Annotated in this window: 20 protein-coding genes and 1 pseudogene; all 21 read left to right on the plus strand. The window is 62.0% G+C overall.

The window, feature by feature from the left end; genetic code table 11:
• Positions 1-96, plus strand: a pseudogene (locus tag H6B10_RS17960) (phosphate ABC transporter permease subunit PstC); the annotation flags it as partial.
• A 55-nt stretch (positions 97-151) separates the two neighbouring features.
• The gene (gene pstA / locus H6B10_RS04445; RefSeq protein WP_204650171.1) at positions 152-1003 is read left to right on the plus strand and encodes a phosphate ABC transporter permease PstA; all 852 of its coding nucleotides are present in this window, start codon (positions 152-154) and stop codon (positions 1001-1003) included.
• 25 nt (positions 1004-1028) lie between these two features.
• Positions 1029-1781: a phosphate ABC transporter ATP-binding protein PstB gene (pstB, locus tag H6B10_RS04450; protein ID WP_204650125.1), complete on the plus strand. Its 753-nt coding sequence runs from the start codon at positions 1029-1031 to the stop codon at positions 1779-1781.
• A 17-nt stretch (positions 1782-1798) separates the two neighbouring features.
• Complete coding sequence (gene phoU / locus H6B10_RS04455; protein ID WP_204650128.1) at positions 1799-2485, plus strand: phosphate signaling complex protein PhoU; 687 nt, start codon at positions 1799-1801, stop codon at positions 2483-2485.
• Between the two features lie 290 nt (positions 2486-2775).
• Entirely contained in the window at positions 2776-3315 is a 540-nt protein-coding gene (locus tag H6B10_RS04460; protein WP_204650131.1) for an NUDIX domain-containing protein, read from the plus strand.
• On the plus strand, positions 3312-3995 hold the full coding sequence (locus H6B10_RS04465; RefSeq protein WP_204650134.1) for a methyltransferase: 684 nt from the start codon (positions 3312-3314) through the stop codon (positions 3993-3995). The genes H6B10_RS04460 and H6B10_RS04465 overlap by 4 nt, the downstream gene beginning before the upstream one ends.
• A gap of 12 nt (positions 3996-4007) precedes the next feature.
• Positions 4008-4799 carry a hypothetical protein gene (locus H6B10_RS04470; protein ID WP_204650136.1) on the plus strand — a complete coding sequence of 264 codons (792 nt, stop codon included), beginning with the start codon at positions 4008-4010 and terminating at the stop codon, positions 4797-4799.
• Between the two features lie 120 nt (positions 4800-4919).
• Positions 4920-6086, plus strand: coding sequence for a glycosyltransferase (locus tag H6B10_RS04475; RefSeq protein ID WP_204650138.1), 1167 nt, complete (start codon positions 4920-4922; stop codon positions 6084-6086).
• A complete protein-coding gene (locus H6B10_RS04480) occupies positions 6083-7060 on the plus strand; it encodes a glucosamine inositolphosphorylceramide transferase family protein (RefSeq protein WP_204650140.1) in 978 nt (325 codons plus the stop codon). Before H6B10_RS04475 ends, H6B10_RS04480 begins: the two co-directional genes overlap by 4 nt.
• Entirely contained in the window at positions 7057-8178 is a 1122-nt protein-coding gene (locus H6B10_RS04485) for a glycosyltransferase family 4 protein (RefSeq protein ID WP_204650142.1), read from the plus strand. The genes H6B10_RS04480 and H6B10_RS04485 overlap by 4 nt, the downstream gene beginning before the upstream one ends.
• Complete coding sequence (locus tag H6B10_RS04490; RefSeq protein WP_204650144.1) at positions 8165-9070, plus strand: hypothetical protein; 906 nt, start codon at positions 8165-8167, stop codon at positions 9068-9070. Before H6B10_RS04485 ends, H6B10_RS04490 begins: the two co-directional genes overlap by 14 nt.
• Positions 9071-9154: 84 nt before the next feature.
• Complete coding sequence (locus tag H6B10_RS04495; protein ID WP_204650145.1) at positions 9155-10261, plus strand: glycosyltransferase; 1107 nt, start codon at positions 9155-9157, stop codon at positions 10259-10261.
• Positions 10258-11175 carry an alpha-1,2-fucosyltransferase gene (locus H6B10_RS04500; RefSeq protein WP_204650147.1) on the plus strand — a complete coding sequence of 306 codons (918 nt, stop codon included), beginning with the start codon at positions 10258-10260 and terminating at the stop codon, positions 11173-11175. The genes H6B10_RS04495 and H6B10_RS04500 overlap by 4 nt, the downstream gene beginning before the upstream one ends.
• Positions 11176-11194: 19 nt before the next feature.
• Positions 11195-12193 carry a glycosyltransferase family 2 protein gene (locus H6B10_RS04505; RefSeq protein WP_204650149.1) on the plus strand — a complete coding sequence of 333 codons (999 nt, stop codon included), beginning with the start codon at positions 11195-11197 and terminating at the stop codon, positions 12191-12193.
• A gap of 6 nt (positions 12194-12199) precedes the next feature.
• Positions 12200-13726 (plus strand): polysaccharide biosynthesis C-terminal domain-containing protein, encoded by a 1527-nt coding sequence (locus H6B10_RS04510; RefSeq protein WP_204650151.1) that lies wholly within the window; start codon positions 12200-12202, stop codon positions 13724-13726.
• Entirely contained in the window at positions 13723-14586 is an 864-nt protein-coding gene (locus H6B10_RS04515; protein WP_204650154.1) for a hypothetical protein, read from the plus strand. The genes H6B10_RS04510 and H6B10_RS04515 overlap by 4 nt, the downstream gene beginning before the upstream one ends.
• A complete protein-coding gene (locus H6B10_RS04520) occupies positions 14583-16328 on the plus strand; it encodes a hypothetical protein (protein WP_204650157.1) in 1746 nt (581 codons plus the stop codon). The genes H6B10_RS04515 and H6B10_RS04520 overlap by 4 nt, the downstream gene beginning before the upstream one ends.
• A gap of 87 nt (positions 16329-16415) precedes the next feature.
• Positions 16416-17210 (plus strand): glycosyltransferase family 2 protein, encoded by a 795-nt coding sequence (locus H6B10_RS04525; protein ID WP_204650160.1) that lies wholly within the window; start codon positions 16416-16418, stop codon positions 17208-17210.
• Between the two features lie 12 nt (positions 17211-17222).
• Positions 17223-18251: an NAD-dependent epimerase/dehydratase family protein gene (locus H6B10_RS04530; protein WP_204650163.1), complete on the plus strand. Its 1029-nt coding sequence runs from the start codon at positions 17223-17225 to the stop codon at positions 18249-18251.
• Positions 18252-18275: 24 nt separating this feature from the next.
• Entirely contained in the window at positions 18276-19028 is a 753-nt protein-coding gene (locus H6B10_RS04535; protein ID WP_204650166.1) for an NTP transferase domain-containing protein, read from the plus strand.
• Between the two features lie 26 nt (positions 19029-19054).
• On the plus strand, positions 19055-19460 hold a 406-nt coding region (locus H6B10_RS04540), incomplete at its 3' end, for a hypothetical protein (protein WP_204650169.1).

A 19460-nucleotide genomic window follows, 5' to 3' on the forward strand; every position in this document is an offset into this window, starting at 1 on the left:
GAGGCTCTGATCGCCACCGGCGTGGTGCTCTTCGTTTTCATTCTTCTGATCAACCTCTGCTTCAGCATCGTGAAAGGGGGCAGCAAAAATGCCTGAGATCACCGTGAACGGCAAGGACAACGCTGCCGGTATGGGCAAGGTAAAAGCCCGCATGGTCTTCCCCGAAGGCAACCGCAACCGGACTTCCGCCCGGGTCCAGGCCGGTATCCTGCGTTGGCTGGTGCGCCTGGCCGCCCTGCTCACCGCGGCGGTGCTGCTCTTCCTCATCGGCTATATCCTGGTCATGGGTATTCCCAACCTCAAACCCTCCCTGTTTGAGTGGGAATATAACTCCGAGAACGTTTCCCTCATGCCCGCCCTCATCAATACCGTGATCATGACGGCCTTTGCCCTGGTAGTGGCCACGCCTCTGGGTATCTTTGCAGCCATCTGGCTGGTGGAATACGCCAAGCGCGGCAACAAGCTGGTGCGGGTGGTGCGCGTCACCACCGAGACCCTGCAGGGTATCCCCTCCATCGTATACGGCCTGTTCGGCATGCTGTTCTTTGTCACCCAGCTGAACTGGGGTTACAGCCTGATCGCCGGTGCCTTCACCCTGGCCATCATGGTGCTGCCGGTCATTATGCGCACCACCGAGGAAGCCCTCATCGCCGTGCCTGACTCCTACCGGGAAGGCAGCTTCGGCCTGGGTGCCGGCAAGCTGCGCACCGTGTTTACCATCGTGCTGCCCAGCGCCATGCCCGGTATTTTGTCCGGCATCATTCTGGCCACCGGCCGTATTGTGGGCGAGACCGCTGCCCTGATCTACACCGCCAGCTCGGTGGCCAAGATCCCCGAGAGCGTCTTCAGCTCCACCCGTACGCTGGCCGTCCATATGTACCTGCTCTCCAGCGAGGGCCTGCATGTGAACGAAACTTACGGCACCGCCGTGGTGCTGCTGGTGCTGGTGTTGGGCATCAACTGCCTGTCCAGCTTCATCGCACGCAAACTGGCCAAACATTGATTGTAAAGAAACAAGGGGTACTACCGTGAATAAATTCGAAGTGAAGAACATGGATCTGTACTACGGCAGTTTCCATGCGCTGAAAGATATCAACATTTCCATTCCCGAAAAAGAGATCACCGCGTTTATCGGCCCTTCCGGCTGCGGCAAATCCACCTTCCTCAAAAGCCTGAACCGCATGAACGACCTGGTGGAAGGCTGCCGTATTTCCGGCGATATCCTGCTGGACGGCGTGGATATTTATAAGGATAAGATGGATGTGAACGTGCTGCGCAAGCGGGTGGGCATGGTGTTCCAGAAACCCAATCCCTTCCCCATGTCCATTTATGACAACATCGCCTACGGTCCGCGCACCCACGGCATCCACAACAAGGCCCAGCTGGACGAGATTGTGGAGCGTTCCCTGCGGGGCGCCGCCATCTGGGATGAAGTGAAGGACCGCCTGAACAAGAGCGCCCTGGGCATGTCCGGCGGCCAGCAGCAGCGCCTTTGCATTGCCCGCGCCCTGGCGGTGGAACCGGAAGTGCTGCTCATGGATGAGCCCACCTCCGCGCTGGACCCCATCTCCACCTCCAAGGTGGAGGAACTGGCCATGGAACTCAAACAGAACTACACCATCATCATGGTCACCCACAACATGCAGCAGGCGGCGCGTATCTCGGATAAGACTGCCTTCTTCCTGCTGGGCGAACTGGTGGAGATGGGCCCGACCGAGAGCGTCTTTGCCACCCCGGTCGACAAGCGTACCGAAGATTACATCTCCGGCCGTTTCGGTTGATGGAAGGAGTACATTTTATGTCATTTTCTATGCCTTACAGCAGCCGCAAGGTGTATGATGCCGAGCTGATGCAGCTGGACACCATGCTGGCCCGGATGGGCCATGCGGCGGGCGGCGCCATCGAAAGCGCCATGACGGCCCTGCGCAACGGGGATATTGAACTGGCCCGCAGCGTAATTGCCCGGGACAGCGAGATCGACGCTGCCGAACATGAGATCGAGCACCGCTGCCTGACGCTGTTTTTGCGCCAGCAGCCGGTGGCCGGGGACCTGCGCAAGGTTTCCACGGCGCTGAAGATGGTCACCGACATTGAACGCATTGCCGACCAGGCCAGCGACATTGCCGAGATCACCCTGCACCTGCACCCCGAAGGTACCCACAGCGTGGGCGTGATGGATGACCTGGACCGAATGGGCGAAATCGCCCTGCGGATGGTCAAGGACGCCATCGGCGCCTATGTGCAGGTGGACCTGTCCATGGCGGCCCAGGTCATTGCCAAGGACGATGACTGCGACGCCATGTTCCGCAAGATCAGCGGCGAGATTGCCAAATACATTGCCGAACACCCGGCCGATGCCGAAGCGGCGCTGGATCTGTTTATGATCAGCAAATACCTGGAACGCCTGGGCGACCACGCCGTCAACGTGGCTGAATGGGTAGAGTTCCTCAAGACCGGCGTACACAAATCGCGCAAGATCGTGTAACGTACGCCGCCAGCTATTGCCATTCCCTTATTTTCCTATACCAACCAGAGCGGGGACCGCAGTCATGCGGCCCCCGCTTTGGTTGTATCCGCCGCAAAGATGCCGGGGCGGCAGATGCCCGGTTACGCAGGCTCCATCCACAGGACCCATTAAATAAGGAAAGGCGTGCAGAACCGTCAGACAAATTGTGTGAGGAATCTATAAATGTATACAGAATCCGGTTGATTCCCGGCCGCCGCTGCGGTACAATAGGAACAATCTTAAAACCAACCGCAAAGGAGCGCTGCATCATGCCGCATACCGAAACCATGCTGGAGAGCAAGGAAATTTTCAATGGCCGGGTCATCCGCGTGACGCTGGACACCGTCCGCCTGGAAAACGGGAACACCAGCACCCGCGAGGTGGTCCATCACCACGGGGGCGCCTGCATCCTGCCGGTGGATGACCAGGGCAATGTCTACATGGTCCGCCAGTTCCGTTATGCCATGGGTGAGGAGATCTGGGAGCTGCCCGCAGGCAAACTGGAAGCGGGGGAGGACCCCTTTGAGGCTGCCAAGCGGGAACTGGGCGAAGAGTGCGGCCTGACCGCCGACCATTTTGTGGATCTGGGCGTGGTGTACGCCACGGTGGGCTACGACAGTGAGAAAATCTACGTCTGGGCCGCTACGGGGCTGCACCCGGTGGATCAGCATCTGGACCCGGATGAGTTCCTGGATGTGGTCAAAATGCCCTTTGAACAGGCGCTGAACATGGTGCTGGACGGCACCATCCGGGACTCCAAGACCCAGGTTGGCCTGATGAAATACGCGCTGGTGCGTGATAAAGCGTGAACGGTGTTGAAATTCTGGACCACGGCACCCGGGTGCTGACAGCGCCGGGGGCAGGCTTTGGCACCGACGCGCTGCTGCTGGGGCGGTTTGCCCGGCCCCGGACGGGGGAGCGGGCGCTGGACCTGTGCAGCGGATGCGGCATTGTGGCACTGCTCTGGCATGATCAGGGCCACCGCGGCCCCTGTACGGCCCTGGAATTGGACCCTGATGCCAGCGCCCTCTGCGCCGAAGCGGTACGGCAGAACGAAGCGGAGCATATCACCCCGCTGTGCGCGGACCTGCGGGACTTCTGCCGGGTCGGGCAGGAACAGGGACGGTATGATTTTGCCGCCTGCAACCCGCCTTATTTTGCCGCCGGACCCCGCAGCCCTGACCCGGTACGGGCGGCGGCCCGCCATACCGACAGCTGCACCCTGACCGATGCGGCGGGGGCTGCTGCCCGGGCTTTGCGGGAAGGCGGCCGGTTTGTGCTTTGCCAGCGTCCGGACCAGCTGGTGGAAGTGCTGTGCGCGCTGCGCGCCGTCCGGTTGGAACCCAAACGGCTGGCCTTTGTACGCCAGCGCCCCGGCAGTACGCCGTGGCTTTTTGTGGTGGAGGCCCAGAAAGGCCGCCGCCCGGGCCTGCGCCTGGAAGAGGATCTTGTGATCGAAGCCGGCGCGGCACGATATGGAACACGATAGGAGGAACTTCCCATGGGATTGTTTAATTTTAATTTTGACCGGCCGGGGCCGGGTATTCGCCCCGATACCCCCCGCAAAAAAGGTGCTGCCCGCTTCTTTGAGTTGCTGGGCCGTGACCTGACCTCTTACTGGCTGGCCAGTTTTCTGGCAGTGATCAGTGCCTTGCCCTTTGCGCTGGGGGTCTGGTTCTCGGTGGTGACCCACTCCATTGCCCCCATGCTGCTGGCGGGCGTTCTGGGCGGTATGATCGCCGCGCCCCAGATCAGCGGCCTGCAGGATACCATCCTGCGCAGCCTGCGGGATGAACCCGGTTACTGGTGGAATACCTACCGCCGCGCCTGGAAGCGCAACGTCAAGGCTTCTTTGGTGCCGGGCGCGCTGGGCGGCCTGGTGCTGGCGACCCAGCTTTTCTCCGCCGCGCATCTGGATACCGCCCAAAGCTCCCTGATGCCGGTGGCCCTGCTGGTGGGGGCTGTGCTGCTGGCCGGTCTGGCCCAGTACGTGTTCTCCCAGGTGGTATTGCTGGAAATGCCCTTTGGCTCCATCCTCAAAAATTCCGTGTTCCTGTTCCTGGGGTACCTGCCCCGCACCCTGCTGGGCGTGCTGTGGCAGCTGCTTTACTGGGGCGTTGTGGCACTGTTCTGGCCCCTCAGCTCCTTCCTGATCGTGATCGCCGGTTTCTGGCTGCCGGCGCTGCTCAGCCTGATGGCCATTTACCCCATGCTGGACAAGAGCTTCCACGTGGAAGAAACCGTCAAAAAAATGCGGGACGAACAGCTGGAAAACCAGAACAACGAGAAATAATTCTGACGGGGGACCGCTTCGGGCGGGCCCCCGCCTTTTTGTTTCGTCGCCTTGCGCGGGCAGGGCAAAAAGGGTATAATAACAAAATAGGCGAACTATAGCGTAAAGGGGGAAAATGGCATGAAAATCCTGCTCATCCACTGTCATTACCGGCTGCCGGGCGGGGAAGACGCCGTTTTTGCCGCCGAACGCGCGTTGCTGGAACGCCGGGGCCATACGGTGATCGTCTGTGAACACAGCAATGAGGAAGCCGCCCACGGCCTGGCCAAACTGCTGCTGCCCCTGCGGGCGGTATGGAACCGCGCAGCCGTCCGGGAAGTGCGGGCGCTGATCGCGCGGGAAAAGCCCGACGCCATCCACATTCATAATACCCTGCTGCTGCTCAGCCCCGCCGTGGTGCGCGCCGCCAAACAAAGCGGCGTGCCGGTGGTGCAGTCGCTGCACAATTTCCGGCTGTTCTGCCCCAACGGCATTCTGCTGCGGGACGGCAAAGTTTGCGAGGACTGCCCGCATCACGGGATTTCCTGTGCGCTGCGCCACCGCTGTTACCGGGGCAGCCTGGCACAGACGGCGGTGGTGGCGGCTGCCTACGCCCTGCACCGCCGGTTGGGAACCTGGCGGGGGGTTACCATGGTGGCCCTGACGGAATTTGACCGCCAGAAACTGCTGGAATTCAACCGGGAACGCCCGCTTTTTGATGCCGAGCGGCTGGTGGTCAAACCCAATCCCGTCTGTGTGGAAAACAGGGAAGTACTGCTCTGGCAGGAACGCAAGCCACAGATGCTGTTTGCCGGCCGGCTGGAGGAACTGAAAGGCCTGCCCACCGTGCTGGAAGCCTGGCAACAGCTGGGAGAGAACGCCCCCCAACTGCTGGTAGCGGGGGAAGGTCCCCTGGGGGATTGGGCGCGGCAGAATGCCGGGCCGAAGGTCCGTTTTTTGGGCCAGCTGCCCCCGGCGGAACTGCACCGGTATATGGCCGAAAGCCGCGCGGTGATCGCCGCCAGCCTTTGTTATGAAAGTTTTGCGCTGGTCCCGGCGGAAGCCCATACCCTGGGTACGCCGGTGCTGGCCAGTGATCTGGGCAACGTGGGGGCCTCGGTGCGCCCCGGCATCGACGGGCTGCGCTTTGCTCCCGGCAATGCCGCCGCCCTGGCAGGTGCCGTCAAGGCATTGTCGGCCATGCAGTTTGACTGCACGGCCATTGCCGCCGCGGCCCGCCGCACCTACAGTGAAGAAGAAAACTACCGCGCCTTGCTGCGCCTGTATACAGGAAAAGAAGAACGATGAATCAGTTGTATCGCGCCCTGCACATGCCGCCTGCCCGGCTGCTGCGCAAATTATCGGGCGAAAAAGAGATCTATACCATCGCGGTGCGCCCCATTCCCACCCTGGAAGGCACCGAAGCCCTGCCCGCCCTGGGCGGCACGGCATATACCCAACTGCCCGGCCGGGAAGGGTTCTGGTACGCCGACCCGCTGCTGTACCGCCGGGGCGGAAAACGCTACCTTTTTGCCGAGGCCATGGACCTGACCGCCGGCAAAGGGCGTATTGAAGTGTGCGAACTGTACGACGACGGCACCGCCGACGAGTGGCAGGTGGCGCTGGAAGAAACATTCCATCTTTCCTTCCCCACGGTGTTTGACTGGAACGGCGATACCTGGATGATCCCCGAAACCGGCAATGACCACAGCCTGCGGCTGTACCGCTGCCGGGAATTCCCCGACCAGTGGGAACTGGTGCAGCGTTTTGCCGTGGAGGAGGAACTGTGCGATACCATTCTGGTGGACCGCACAGCGGGTGCCCTGACCCTGTTGTGCAGCGAGACCAAGCCCGACAACCAGCTTTATGTGCGGTGGCGCCGGTATACCCTGAGCCACCCTGCCGAACCGGCCCCGGCTTTGCCCGGCACCGAGCCGCCGGAACCTTCCGACGAGCCGTTTGTGCTGCAGGCGGACGAAGCGTTCAACCTGCAGCACCGGGAATTTGACCTGGTCAGCCGCAACGCGGGGCCGCTTTTTGTGCTGGGGGAACAGGTCATTCACCCCACCCAGGTCAGCACCAAGGTGGATTACGGTGTCTATCTGCAATTTTCGGCCCGGCGCGGCAACTCCGAGGTGCCGCTGTGCGCTGCAATGCCCCAGAGCGTATCCATCCAGGGATTGAACCCGGATGATGTGATCGGTATTCACACCTATTGCCGCGACGATGTGCTGGAAGTCATTGATGCGCGGTATCTTACAAAGGTAAAGGCACAGGCATGAAAACCATTGCAATCCCGCAGTTTTACTGCGGACCTTCGGGCCGTAAAGGCCTGTATAACCGGCAGGAAGTGGGTCTGGCCCGGGCGTTTGCGGCGCTGGGGGCCCGCGGCATTGTGCTGTACCCTGCGCCGGATGCGGATTCCCCCACGGTGGAAGAACCGGAACCCAACGTAAAAATCTATTATCTGCCGGTGCGGGCCTTGGGGTCCCAGGCGTTTTACAAAAGCTGGCAGGTGCTGCTGGACGAACGGGTGGACGCTGTGCATGTGATGGGGGATAACTCCCCCGGGGTGCCGTCCCTCTACCGGTTCTGCCGGCGCCACGGCATTCTGTTCTACAGCCAGCTGGGGGCGCTGAAAAGTGCTTCCAACCACAAGGCGGTGCGCGCCGTTATGGACCTGCTGCTGCGCCGCAATCTGGCCATCTACAAAAAAACACCCACCTACGCCAAAACACCGGCGGCGGCGGCGGAACTGGCTTCCTTTGGGGTGCCTTGTGCCGGGCTGATGCCCGTGGGGCTGGATACCGCCATTATCCCCGATGTACCGGCGGAACGGGACAAACTGCGTGGCGCGGTGGGGCTGGACCCGGCGGCGAAAATCTTCATCTTTGTAGGCCGGCTGGACCCCTACAAGCGCCCGCTGGACCTGGTGCCGCTGCTGCAGGCGGCGCCGGACTGGCAGGCGGTGGTCATCGGGCGGGGCAGCCAGAGCGACGCTCTGCGGGCTGCGCTGAAACAGGCGGGCCTGACCGACCGCTGCCGGTTGATCCCCCAGCTGCCCAACACGGCGGTGCATGTGTATTACCATGCCTGCAACGCTTTTGTGAACCTGAACGAGCAGGAAATTTTCGGCATGAGCCTGCTGGAAGCCATGTATGCGGGCTGCCCGCCGGTGGCCCGGCATGCACCCGGCCCCGACCTGATTATCGAGGATGGAATCAGCGGCATCCTCTGCGACAATGTGGCCCAGATGGCGGCTGCACTGGCGCGGGTGGATGACGAGATGGGGGCCGCCGCGCAAAAACGGATCAATGAGCATTTTTTGTGGCAGAACAGTGCCGAACTGGCCCTGACGCTGCTGCCTAAAAAACGGGAGGCTGCCCATGGACAACGATAACGCGCTGGTAGAAGCGGCACGCAACCTGTATAAAGGGCTGCGGTTCGGCATCAAATACCGCGGCGTGAAGGTACTGGAGGCCGAAGCCGGCAATGAACTGGCCCGGGCGGCCATCCTGCGGGGGGAACCCTTTGTGTTCGGCCGCTGCGGCGCTACCGAGATGCGCACCGTGGCCGACTGGTTGGAACACGGCGGACATTTTACCGACCGTACCCGCCAGGATATCCAGAACCTGTCCGGGGTGTTCCCCACCGACGACGTCACCCTGGTCCGCTTCTGCCAGTATTATGTGGACTGCGTTCACAATACCGATTTGCTGGCCCTGTGGGATGTGGGCGCCGAACGGCAGGTCATCCGGGAATGCCGGGGTACACTTTTTACCAAGCTGCGGGCTCTGGAACCCTACTACCATGCCCAGCCCTGGAGTGCGGCACTGGCAGGCAAAAAAGTGCTGGTGGTGCATCCCTTTAAGGCGACCATTCTGCAGCAGTATGCCCGGCGGGAACAGCTTTTTCCCGGCACACAGATTCTGCCGGAATTTGCCTCGCTGACGGTGGTGCAGGCGGTACAGGGGCTGGCCGGGCAAAAGACCGGCTACAACAGCTGGTTCGACGCCCTGGCGGCCATGCAGGCCGAGATGGATGCCGCCGACTATGAGGTAGCCATTATCGGCGCCGGGGCGTACGGCCTGCCGCTGGCCACCCATGCCCGGGATACCGGCCATGTGGCCATCCAGATGAGCGGTGCCACCCAGCTGCTTTTTGGCATCAAGGGCAAACGGTGGGACGACCACCCGGTGATCGGCAAGCTGTACAACGACGCCTGGGTGCGCCCTGCCGAAAGCGAAGGCATTGCCCGGCGGGAAACTGTGGAAGGCGGCAGCTACTGGTAAAACGAGTATCGTTTTTTGCCTGTTGTATTTAGAGTTTCTTCGGTTCCTTCTTTGCAAAGAAGGAACAAAAAGGAAGGTTTCACCATGCGCATTCTGATGATCAGCAACCACCTGGGCGTACAAAGCGGTGTGCAGCGCTATGTGCAGAATCTGCTTTTGCACCTGGACACCGACCGTTACCGGGTGGACCTGTTTGTGGGGCAGTGCCCGCCCGACCAGGCTAGCACCGCCCCCGCGCTGGAAGCCAAAGGTGTGCGCATTTTTGCGGTGCCCGACCATAAAAAAGACCGTATCCGGGCCTTGTGGCACCACCTGCGAACCCATAAAGAGTACGATATCATCCACTATCATACCGCCAGCAAGATCGGTGCGCCGGTCTGCGGTATGATGCGGCTGCTCTGCCCCCGGGCCAAAATCATCGTCCACAGCCATATCGTCTACCCGCCCATGACACTGACCTGGCGGGCCGCCCACGGCGTGTACCAGCTGTTTGCGGATTATTTCCTGGGCTGCGGCGTGGCGGCGGGACGGTTTGTGTTCGGGGACCATATCGACCGCAAACCCAACTTTGCGGTGGCCTGCAACGCGGTGGACCAGGGGCGCTTCCATCCCGACGATGCGGCCCGTGCCGCTACCCGTGCCCGGTACGGCATCGGCGATGCCGACCGCCTGGCCGGATTTGTGGGACGGCTGAACCACCAGAAAAACCCCTTGTTCCTGATGGAGGTTTTTGCGGCTATGGCCGCTGTGGACCCCGCGTGGAAACTGCTGCTGGTGGGCACCGGGGAAAAAGAACCCGAAATGCGCGCCGCCGCAGCCCGCCATGGCCTGACCGACCGGGTGATCTTTGCGGGGGTGCAAAGCGATGTGCCCGCCTATATGAACGCCTTTGACCTGTTTTTGCTGCCCAGCAATTTTGAGGGCAGCCCCGTGACCCTGGTAGAGGCGCAGGGCTGCGGCGTACCGTGCCTGGCGTCCACCAATGTGCCGGACGACGGCGCCGTGACCGATCTGGTGCATTTTCTGCCGCTGGAGGCACCGCTCTCCCAGTGGGCAGAAACGGCCCAACAGATCGCCGGGCAGGGGGACCACACCGACCACTGGACGGAACTGGCCGCTGCCGGTTACGAGCTGCACACCGCCGCCCACCGCATGGAACAACTGTATGACCAACTGGGAGGAACCGCATGATCTACGCAGAACTGGCCGGAGGGCTGGGCAACCAGATGTTTATCTACGCCTTTGCCCGGGCATTGGGGCTGCGCTGCGGGGAACCCGTCACGCTGCTGGACCGTCAGGACTGGCGGGACGGCGCCCCCGCCCATACCGTCTGTGCGCTGGATGCACTGAACCTGGCGCCGGAAGTAAACATCCTGGCCCAGCCGGGTTTTGCCAAACAACACCTGAAACGGCAAAACACCGCCAAAGCCCTGATGATCAAATACGAACAGCGTCAGGGACTGATGGCCCGGGACTGGAACGGGTGGGAACGCCGCTGCGCCCCGCTGCTCAACCGGCTGGGGGTACACTTTGCCACCGACGGTTATACCCCGGTACACCGCGGTACCGCCCGGGATTTTCTGGCCTGGGGGTACTTCCAGAGCGAAGCCTATTTTGCGGATTTTGCCCCCACCATCCGGCAGGAACTGCGGGCCAAACAGCCGCCCGCGGGGGAATGGGCCGATAAGATCCGGGCTGCCGCCTGGCCGGTGGCGCTGCACCTGCGCCGGGGGGATTACTGCAAACCGGAAAATGAGATCCTGCAGGTCTGTACCCCGGCTTACTACGCCCGGGCCGCCGCCGCAGTTGCCGCCGCGCACCCGGATGCCACCGTTTTTGTCTTTTCCGACGATGTGGACTGGGCCCGGGAACATCTGGACATCGCGGGCCTGCCCGCCGTGTTCATGCCCCGGGGGGACGCCGTGGGAGATATGAACCTGATGGCTCTTTGCCGGGGGTTCATCCTCAGCAATTCCACCTACAGCTGGTGGGCCCAGTACCTGGCCGCGCCGGGGCGCGAAACCTGGGCGCCCGACCGGTGGTACGCCCACACCAAACGATCCGCGCTGTACCAGCCGGACTGGCAGCTGATCAAGACCGACTAAACAGGAAAGAGGTGCCGGTATGCCGCTGTTTTCCATCATCATCCCGGTGTACAACGTGCAGAACTATCTGGCCGCCTGCGTCAAAAGCGTGGCCGAACAGGAAGGTCCGCAGGACTGGGAGTGCATCCTGGTGGATGACGGTTCCACCGACATGGGCCCGCAGCTTTGCGATGCCTTTGCCGCCGAAATTCCCGGTGTGCAGGTCATCCACCGCCCCAACGGGGGGCTGGCTGCTGCCCGCAACACCGGGCTGAAAGCCGCCACGGGGGAGTGGGTGCTTTTTCTGGACAGTGACGATGCCATGGCCCCGGGGCTTTTGGCGGCGCTGCGCCGGGAACTGGCCGCCCACCCCGGGTATGACTGGTATGTGGGCAAGCACCTGGAATGGCTGCCCGACGGAACCCTGACAGAACACGAGGGGCTGCGGCTGCTGCCCGGCCCCTTTGACAGTACCGACTACGCCGAGCGGCTGCATGTGCTGTATGCGGCAGGGCACTGGTCGGTATGGAAATACTGCCTGCGCCGCGCCTGGCTGCGGGAAAACCGCCTGCGGTTCTGGCCCGACGTGCGCTGGGCGGAGGATTGGCCCTTTGATCTGCTGCTGCTGACCCGGTGCGAGGGCGTCTATTTCCTGGATGTGGTCTTTACCCATTACCGGGTGGGGCGGCAGGGCAGCCTGCTTACCGACGCCAAAAACCTGCCCAAGCGGTTCAAGGCGCTGGTGGCTGCCCAGCGGCACCTGGCCACCCTGGCGGCCGCCGGCCATGTGGACGCCGCAACCTACGCCGTGATGCGCAACGCCGCGGCCGATGTGTTCTGGCCCCAGGCCCGCACCGCTGCCGTGTCGGACGCCTCGATCCGGCGCGCCTGCCTGCCGTATCTGCGGCAGCTGCGCCCCCTGTACGCCTACGGCACCGAGGTGAATACCCGCCGTGACTGGCGGCTGTTCCGCACCATGATGCGGTGGTTCGGCCCGCGTTTTACGCTGTGGGTGGCCGCCTGCCGCAAGAAAGGATAACCTGTTTTGCGAACCAAACGTACCCTTATCAATATGGCTTACGCGCTGGGTTCCAGCCTGCTGCTGCTGTTGCTGGGCCTGGTCACCCGCAGACTGCTGGTCTATAACTTCGGCACCCAGATCAGCACGGCGTCCCAGGTGGTCACCCAGCTGTTCAACTTCTTTTCCATTGCCGAGTTCGGCGTGGGCAGCGTCATCAGCTACCGCCTGTATGAACAGATCGCTGCCAAGAATGTGGAAAAAATCAGCAAGTACATGTCCATGTACAAGTGGGCCTACCGGGCGGTGGGTCTGGCCATTGCGGTGCTGGCGCTGCTGGGCGCCGCCGCATTGCCCTGGATCATGCCCGATGTGCCCCTTTCCACCGGCTACACGGTCTACGGCCTGAATGTGATTTCCACGCTGTGCAGCTATTTTCTGGTCACCCGGCGGTTGATGTACACCTGCACCCAGCAGGGGTACCTGTGCACCCGCATCGACTTCTGCTTCAACGTGCTTACCTCGCTGGCCAAAATTGCCGTTTCGCTGTGGCTGCCCAACTATGTGCTCTATTTCAGCGTGTCCATCGTCTGCAACGTCTGCGCCAACCTGGTGGTGGCCCGCCGGTTCCGCAAGGACTTCCCCTATGTGCATGACGTCAAGGTCACCTTCCGGGACTTCAAGGAACTGGGCATCTTCCACGATTTGCGGTATTATCTGGTGCACCGGCTGTCCAACACCATCTACGGCTCGTCGGATACCATCGTCACCTCCCGCATGGGAGGTTCGGTCCAGACCACCCTGCTGGGCAACTATACCAACATCTCTACCAGCGCCACCGACCTGGGCAACAAGGTCATGGACAGCTTTGCCGCAGCCATCGGCAACATCGTTTACGACAAAACGGCCGCTGCCAACGACCACGACAAACAGGTGTTCTGGGGCATGGACCTGTTCAGTTATCTGTTTGCCAGCTTTGTGGCCACCGCCTACTTCTGCCTGTTCCAGCCCTTTATGGCGGCCTGGATGGGGGACGACTGGCTGCTGCCCATGGGCTTTGTGCTGGTGTTCTGCCTGAATGAATACGTGGGCTGGAACCACCGCATGCTGGGGTCCTACCGGGCCGTGCTGGGGCATTTTGAACAGGACCAGTGGTTCATGGTAGCCTCGGCAACCGTCAACCTGGTCCTCAGTTTTGCGCTGTTCCCGCGGTTTGATGTCACCGGTGCGCTCATTGCCACGGTGGTGGCCCACTGCATTATGTGGGCAGGGCGGATTCTGGTGGTGTTCCGGCAGTATATGCGGGGCAGCATGGGGCATTATCTGCGGATGCAGGGGCTGCATCTGGTCACGCTGGCCCTGTGCATGGGCGGCACCTGGGCTGTCTGTGAGGCAGTGCCCCTGCAGGGCTGGCTGGGATTGATCCCCCGGGCCGTTATCGTATGCATTCTGCCCAATCTGCTCAACCTGGCCGTCTACGGCTGGGGCAGTGATGCCGCGTATCTGCGCGGATATGCCGCGCGTATTCTGCGGACAAGGAGGAACCGGTCATGAAACAACCGCGTGTGGCGGTGCTTTACCTGTGTACGGGCGCGTACCGGGTATTCTGGCACGATTTTTACCCCAATTTCAAGGAACATTTTCTGCCGGATTGTGAACGCACCTTCTATGTGTTCACCGATGCCGAAACCATTGATTACGAGGACCAGCCCGATGTGCGGCGGATTCCTCAGCAAGCGCTGCCCTGGCCGTACAGCACCATGCAGCGGTTCGATGCTTTTCTGGGGCAGGCGGACCGGCTGGCCGGGTACGATTACCTGTTTTTTGCCAATGCCAACCTGCGCTGCCTGCGGGATGTCACCGCCGGGGAACTGCTGCCCGACGCCGCCCGGGGCCAGGTGCTGACGGTGGTCTGCCATCTGCCTTATTACGGCAAAAATCCCATCTTCCACCCCTATGAGCGCCGCCGCAAAAGCCGGGCGGGCATCCCCTACAACTGCGGTACCTGGTATGTGGCGGGTGGGCTCAACGGCGGGCAAAGCGCGGCCTATCTGGACCTGTGCCGGGAACTGAAGGCACGTACCGATGAGGACCTGAGCCACGGGGTGATTGCCCGGTTTCATGATGAAAGCCAGCTGAACCGGCTGGTGGCCGAACAGCCCGGACGGTTCCGTATTCTGGGGCCGGAATACTGCACCCCGGAGGAAACCCCCACCGGGCAGGAAGCCATCCGCATCATGCAAAAGTCCCGGTATATCAAAGTGGACCCGGTGAGGACGGCCTCCCGGCCGCAGAATTTGCTGCAGCGCAAGTGGGAGGCTTTCTGCCTGAACTGGCTGCCCTACCTGTGGTGGGCGCGGGATACCCTGCTGCGGCGCCGGGTGGAAAATAACACAAAGGAAGATTCGGTTTGACAACGACACAGAAAAACCGGCTTGCGAAAAGCGCCCTGTGGCTGCTGACCGCTGCGGCTGCGGCCGCCATGGTACGCAGCCTGTTTGTGGGGCTGGAAATTGACGAAGAATACGCCCTCTCCCTGGGGTTCCGGCTGGTCAGCGGTGACCGGCTGTTTGCCACCATGTGGGAACCGCACCAGCTCAGCGCCCTGACCACGGCGCCGCTGGTGGCGTTTTTCCTGGGGGTGACCGGCGGCACCACCGGCCTGCTGCTGTTCGTGCGGGTGGTCATGCTGCTGGTCAAGGCGGGGCTCAGCTTCTGGTTTTACCGCAGTCTGCGGGGGGCACTGGGCGGCAGGGCTGCCTGGCTGCTTGCCCTGGGGCTCTTTGTCTTTACGCCCAAGTGGTTTTTGGGGCCGGATTATGTCAGCCAGCAGTTTCACTATACGCTGGCGGCTTTTTTGTTCTGGTACGGCTACTTTGCCCCCGGACCCCGGCAGGGGCAGGGCGTATGGCGGGTGGCCGCCGGGGCGGTGTGCGCCTGCCTGAGCTTTTTGGCCTATCCCCAAAGTGTGGCGGCGGCGCCGGTGTTCCTGGTGGGCATGGTGGTGCTGGCCCGTTCCGGCAAACGGAGCATCCCCCGGGGGGCTGCGGTGTTTGCGGTGACCAGCGGTGTCTGCGGGGGGGCGTTCCTTCTCTGGGCGCTGCAGGGCATGGCCTTTGATTTTGCTGCGCTGCTGGAACGGATCACGCTGGTGCTCAATGACCCGCAGTATGACTTTACCGCCGGGGAGCGGTTGGCTGAACTGACCGGGCAGGCCCTGGCTGTGGTGCGGTTCAGTGCGCTGCCGCTGGCAGGGACTGCCCTTCTTACCGCCCTGTGGGTGGTGCGCTGCCGCCCCGGTGTGGTGCGCAGTGTGGAAACCGCCCTCTGGCTGTATACCGGGCTGCTCGGTGTATGGTGCCTGCTCTGGGCCCTGCGGGAGGAAGGCCTCGACTACCGTCATGTTTATCTGGCGGCCACGCTGGCGGGCGGCTGGACCTTCTGGGCGGACCGCCGCCGGGCCCAGGACCGCGGCGTGCGGCAGGTTCTGTTCTGGCTGGGCTGGCTGCCGGGAGTGGCGGCCTACCTGATGATTTTGCGCTCCACCCTCATTGCGCTGCCCACAACCTTTATGTATCTGTTCTGGCCGGCGGTCTGCGGTGCGGCGGCGCTGGCCCTGCGGCACCCGGTGTTCCGTACCGGGCGCTGGGGACTGGCGGCGCTGCTGACGGTATTGCTGCTTTACCCCACGGTGTCCCGTCTGTGGCTGGTACAGGTGACCGGCTGGAAACCCCACAGCCTGGCCGATACCACCCTGGTCCGCATCGAAAACGGCCCCGCCAAAGGCATCTGGGCCGACGAGAAAGCCGCCGATATGCAGGAATGCCTGTACGAAGCCCTGGCGCCTTATGGGGGAAAACAGCTGCTGCAGGCCATCGGGGAACAGCATGGACTGGGCTTTTTGATGGCCGACGGCACCATGACCGTGGCCCAGGCGTCGGTGATTTCGGGCACCGACAGCGACCCGCGCTTTGTGCAGTATTACGAGGAAATGCCCGAAAAACTGCCCGATGTGATCCTGTACGACGATGCCGAAGTGCGGGATATGGCGGCTTTCCACGCCTGGATCGAGGAAAACCTGCCCCTGGCGGACCGGTATACGGTCACCCACGGCACGGCCAGCCTGCAGGTACTGGTGGTGGACAAGGGCGCTTGATAGAACGCCGGGCACATTGCGGTGAACGCTGTTTTGTGCTATGCTTAAACAAAATTCTGCTTGTATGGAATCAAAGGAGCCTGACCGATGGAAAAACTGCTGGTATTCATCCCCGCTTATAACTGTGAAAAACAGGTGCCCCGGGTGCTGTCCCAACTGCTGGACGCCCGGGTGGCGCCGTGGGTCGGCGAATGCATCGTCGTGAACAACCGTTCCACCGACGGCACCGAGGAAGCCGTGCAGGACTGGCGCCGCCGCCATCCCGATGCACCGGTGCGGCTGCTGCGCAACGATAAAAACTATGGTCTGGGCGGCAGCCACAAGGTGGCTTTCGGCTATGCGGTGGCCCACGGGTATGACCACCTGGTGGTGCTCCATGGGGATGACCAGGGCGCTATCGCGGACCTGCTGCCCATCCTGCAGGACGGCACCTACAAAAAATATGATTGCTGCCTGGGCTCCCGCTTCATGAAGGGCAGCCGCATCCAGGGGTACAGCACCCTGCGCGTGGTGGGCAACCATGGCTTCAACGCGCTGTTCACCCTGGTGGCGCGCCGCCGCATCACCGACCTGGGCAGCGGACTGAACCTGTATGACGTAGCCTCCCTGAAAAACGGCTACTACAAAAAATTCCCCGACACCCTCTATTTCAACGACTGCATGATCCTGGCCCAGTGCCAGCTCAAGCAGAAGGTTCTGTTCTTCCCCATCAGCTGGCGGGAGGAAGACCAGGTCAGCAACAACAAGCTTACCAGCTTCGGCATCAGCCTGCTCAAACTCTGCGGGCGGTACCTGCGCAGCCCCCGTGCCTTTGTGGAACGGGAATGGCGCACCACCATCATTGACGATTATACCTACACCGAAATCCCGGTGCAGCAGTAAGGAGGAACTCTCATGAAAGTGTTGGTAACGGGCGCTGCCGGCTTTATCGGCGGCCAGCTGTGGCATGCGCTGTGGAAGCGCGGCGACGAAGTCGTGGGCATTGATAACTTTTCCTACGGCAACCTGGATAACCTGAAGTTTGAGGACCACGATTTCGGCCCCGAAGTGCGCCGCATGGACATCCGGGACCGGGAAGCCATCCCGGCCCTGTTTGAAGCCGAAAAGTTTGATGTGGTGTACAATATTGCGGGCATCGCGCCGCTGCCGGACTGCCAGAGCGACCCCGTCCAGGCGGTGGAAGTGAACACCCTGGGCCTGGTGCATCTGCTGGAATGTGCCCGCCGCACCGGCGTCAAGCAGCTGGTGCAGGCATCCACCAACGCCATGTATGAGAACGAAACCCAGTTCCCCACGGTGGAAAATTCCTTCAACCCGCCCACGCTCATCTACCCCAACACCAAATACTGCGGCGAGCGGTTCTGCCAGAGCTTTGCCGATACCTACGGCATGACGGTGACCTGCCTGCGGTTTGCCAACGTCTACGGCCCCCATATCGACTGCCTGCGCAAGCAGCCGCCGTTTGTGGGCTATATGATCCGGGAACTGTACTATGGCCGTACGCCGGAATTCCACTCCGACGGCAACCAGCGCCGGGATTACATATATGTGGATGACCTGATCGCCCTGGCCCTGCGGGTGGTGGAACATCCCCAAAAGGGCTTTGACGCGGTGAACGTGTCCAGCAACCAGAGCTACTCGGTGCGGGAACTGTACGCCACCGCCTGCCGCCTGATGGGCAAGGAGATCGAGGCCAAATACTGCCCCTCCAGCCATTATTGGGCCAAATACCCCGAACTGTACGGCGGGGCCTACGGCATCAAGGAAGAGATCCTCGACCACGAGGTGAACAAGTTCAGCCTGTGCGACAATGCCCACGCCAAAGAAGCCTACGGCTGGGTGCCCCAGGTGGATATCGAGACCGGCCTCTCCCGCGTGATCGAGGAAGAGTGCAGGATGCTGGCTGCCCGGGACAACGCCTGAGCGCCGCCGGAAAGGAGCCGCCTTATGTCCAAACTGCATCTGATCCTGCCCATGGCAGGCCGCGGCAGCCGCTTTTTTGAAAACGGCTTTGTCTGCCCCAAACCGCTGATCGAAATTCACGGCAAGCCCTTCTTTTACTGGGCGGCCCGCAGCGTGGAAAAGTTCGTGGACTGCGCCGACCTTACCTTTGTGGTGCTGGAAGAGCACATCCGGGATTTTGCCATCGACCGGAAGATCCGGGAATACTGGCCGGATGCCCGCATTGTGGCCCTGCCGGAGGTAACGGCCGGGGCAGCCGTCACGGCCCTGAAAGGCGCCGAAGGCCTGCCCGACGGGGAGCCGCTGCTCTTCAATGACTGTGACCACCTGTTCTTGTGCCGGTCTTTCAATGCATTCTGCGCCGAAGGCAACTTTGCCGACGGTCCGGCGGGGGCGCTGCTGACCTTTGAGAGCGATTCCCCGGCTTACAGCTACTTGCAGTACGGTGCCGACGGCAACGTCTGCCATACGGTGGAAAAGCAGGTGGTCAGCCATGACGCCATCTGCGGCGCCTACTACTTCAAGGATAAAAAGACCTACGCCGACGCCTGCGCCGAGTATCTGCATGCCTGCGAGTACAAGGAGTTTTTTGTGTCCGGCATTTACAATGTACTGGCGGCCCACGGCGCGGCGGTACGGGGCTTTGCCACCGACCTGCACCTGCCTTTCGGCACGCCGGACGAATACCGCGCCGCCGAAGCCCCCGAAAACGCTGCCGGCTTTGAGGCGCTGCTGTGAATGTGTCCGCGGTAAAGGAGAAAAAGATGATTCGTCCCAACAAACGTCTGGTAGGGGAGGGCATCGCAGCGGTGCTGTGGTGCCTGCTGACGCTGGCCACCGACCGGCTGTTTTTCCGGTATGACTGGCAGACCCCGGCCTTTTTTGTCTACAAAGCGCTGTTTGTCCTGCTGGCCTTTGCCGTGATCCACGGTGCTGTCACGCTGGTGGGCAACCTGCGCCGGGGCGATGCCTTTACCCGCCGCTGGCTGCAATGGACGCTGCCGTATCTGGCCGTCAGCCTGGTGGTGCTGCTGATCGTATGGCCGGGGTGCTGGGGATGCGATGATCTGGGGATTCTCCAGATGGCACGTACCCTGCAGGCATCCCCCTGGCAGCATTTTCTCACCAGCGGGGCGTTCATCCTCTCCCTGATGTTCCTGCCGCTGCCCG

Source organism: Gemmiger formicilis (assembly GCF_016901605.1).
Taxonomy (GTDB): domain Bacteria; phylum Bacillota; class Clostridia; order Oscillospirales; family Ruminococcaceae; genus Gemmiger; species Gemmiger formicilis_B.

Coding starts and splice junctions, on each gene's coding strand:
- H6B10_RS04470 (WP_204650136.1), top strand. CDS start 4,008: ATGGGATTGTTTAATTTTAATTTTGACCGGCCGGGGCCGGGTATTCGC.
- H6B10_RS04495 (WP_204650145.1), top strand. CDS start 9,155: ATGCGCATTCTGATGATCAGCAACCACCTGGGCGTACAAAGCGGTGTG.
- H6B10_RS04525 (WP_204650160.1), top strand. CDS start 16,416: ATGGAAAAACTGCTGGTATTCATCCCCGCTTATAACTGTGAAAAACAG.
- H6B10_RS04480 (WP_204650140.1), top strand. CDS start 6,083: ATGAATCAGTTGTATCGCGCCCTGCACATGCCGCCTGCCCGGCTGCTG.
- H6B10_RS04530 (WP_204650163.1), top strand. CDS start 17,223: ATGAAAGTGTTGGTAACGGGCGCTGCCGGCTTTATCGGCGGCCAGCTG.
- H6B10_RS04505 (WP_204650149.1), top strand. CDS start 11,195: ATGCCGCTGTTTTCCATCATCATCCCGGTGTACAACGTGCAGAACTAT.
- H6B10_RS04515 (WP_204650154.1), top strand. CDS start 13,723: ATGAAACAACCGCGTGTGGCGGTGCTTTACCTGTGTACGGGCGCGTAC.
- pstA (WP_204650171.1), top strand. CDS start 152: ATGGTCTTCCCCGAAGGCAACCGCAACCGGACTTCCGCCCGGGTCCAG.
- H6B10_RS04490 (WP_204650144.1), top strand. CDS start 8,165: ATGGACAACGATAACGCGCTGGTAGAAGCGGCACGCAACCTGTATAAA.
- H6B10_RS04500 (WP_204650147.1), top strand. CDS start 10,258: ATGATCTACGCAGAACTGGCCGGAGGGCTGGGCAACCAGATGTTTATC.
- phoU (WP_204650128.1), top strand. CDS start 1,799: ATGTCATTTTCTATGCCTTACAGCAGCCGCAAGGTGTATGATGCCGAG.
- H6B10_RS04460 (WP_204650131.1), top strand. CDS start 2,776: ATGCCGCATACCGAAACCATGCTGGAGAGCAAGGAAATTTTCAATGGC.
- H6B10_RS04485 (WP_204650142.1), top strand. CDS start 7,057: ATGAAAACCATTGCAATCCCGCAGTTTTACTGCGGACCTTCGGGCCGT.
- H6B10_RS04475 (WP_204650138.1), top strand. CDS start 4,920: ATGAAAATCCTGCTCATCCACTGTCATTACCGGCTGCCGGGCGGGGAA.
- H6B10_RS04535 (WP_204650166.1), top strand. CDS start 18,276: ATGTCCAAACTGCATCTGATCCTGCCCATGGCAGGCCGCGGCAGCCGC.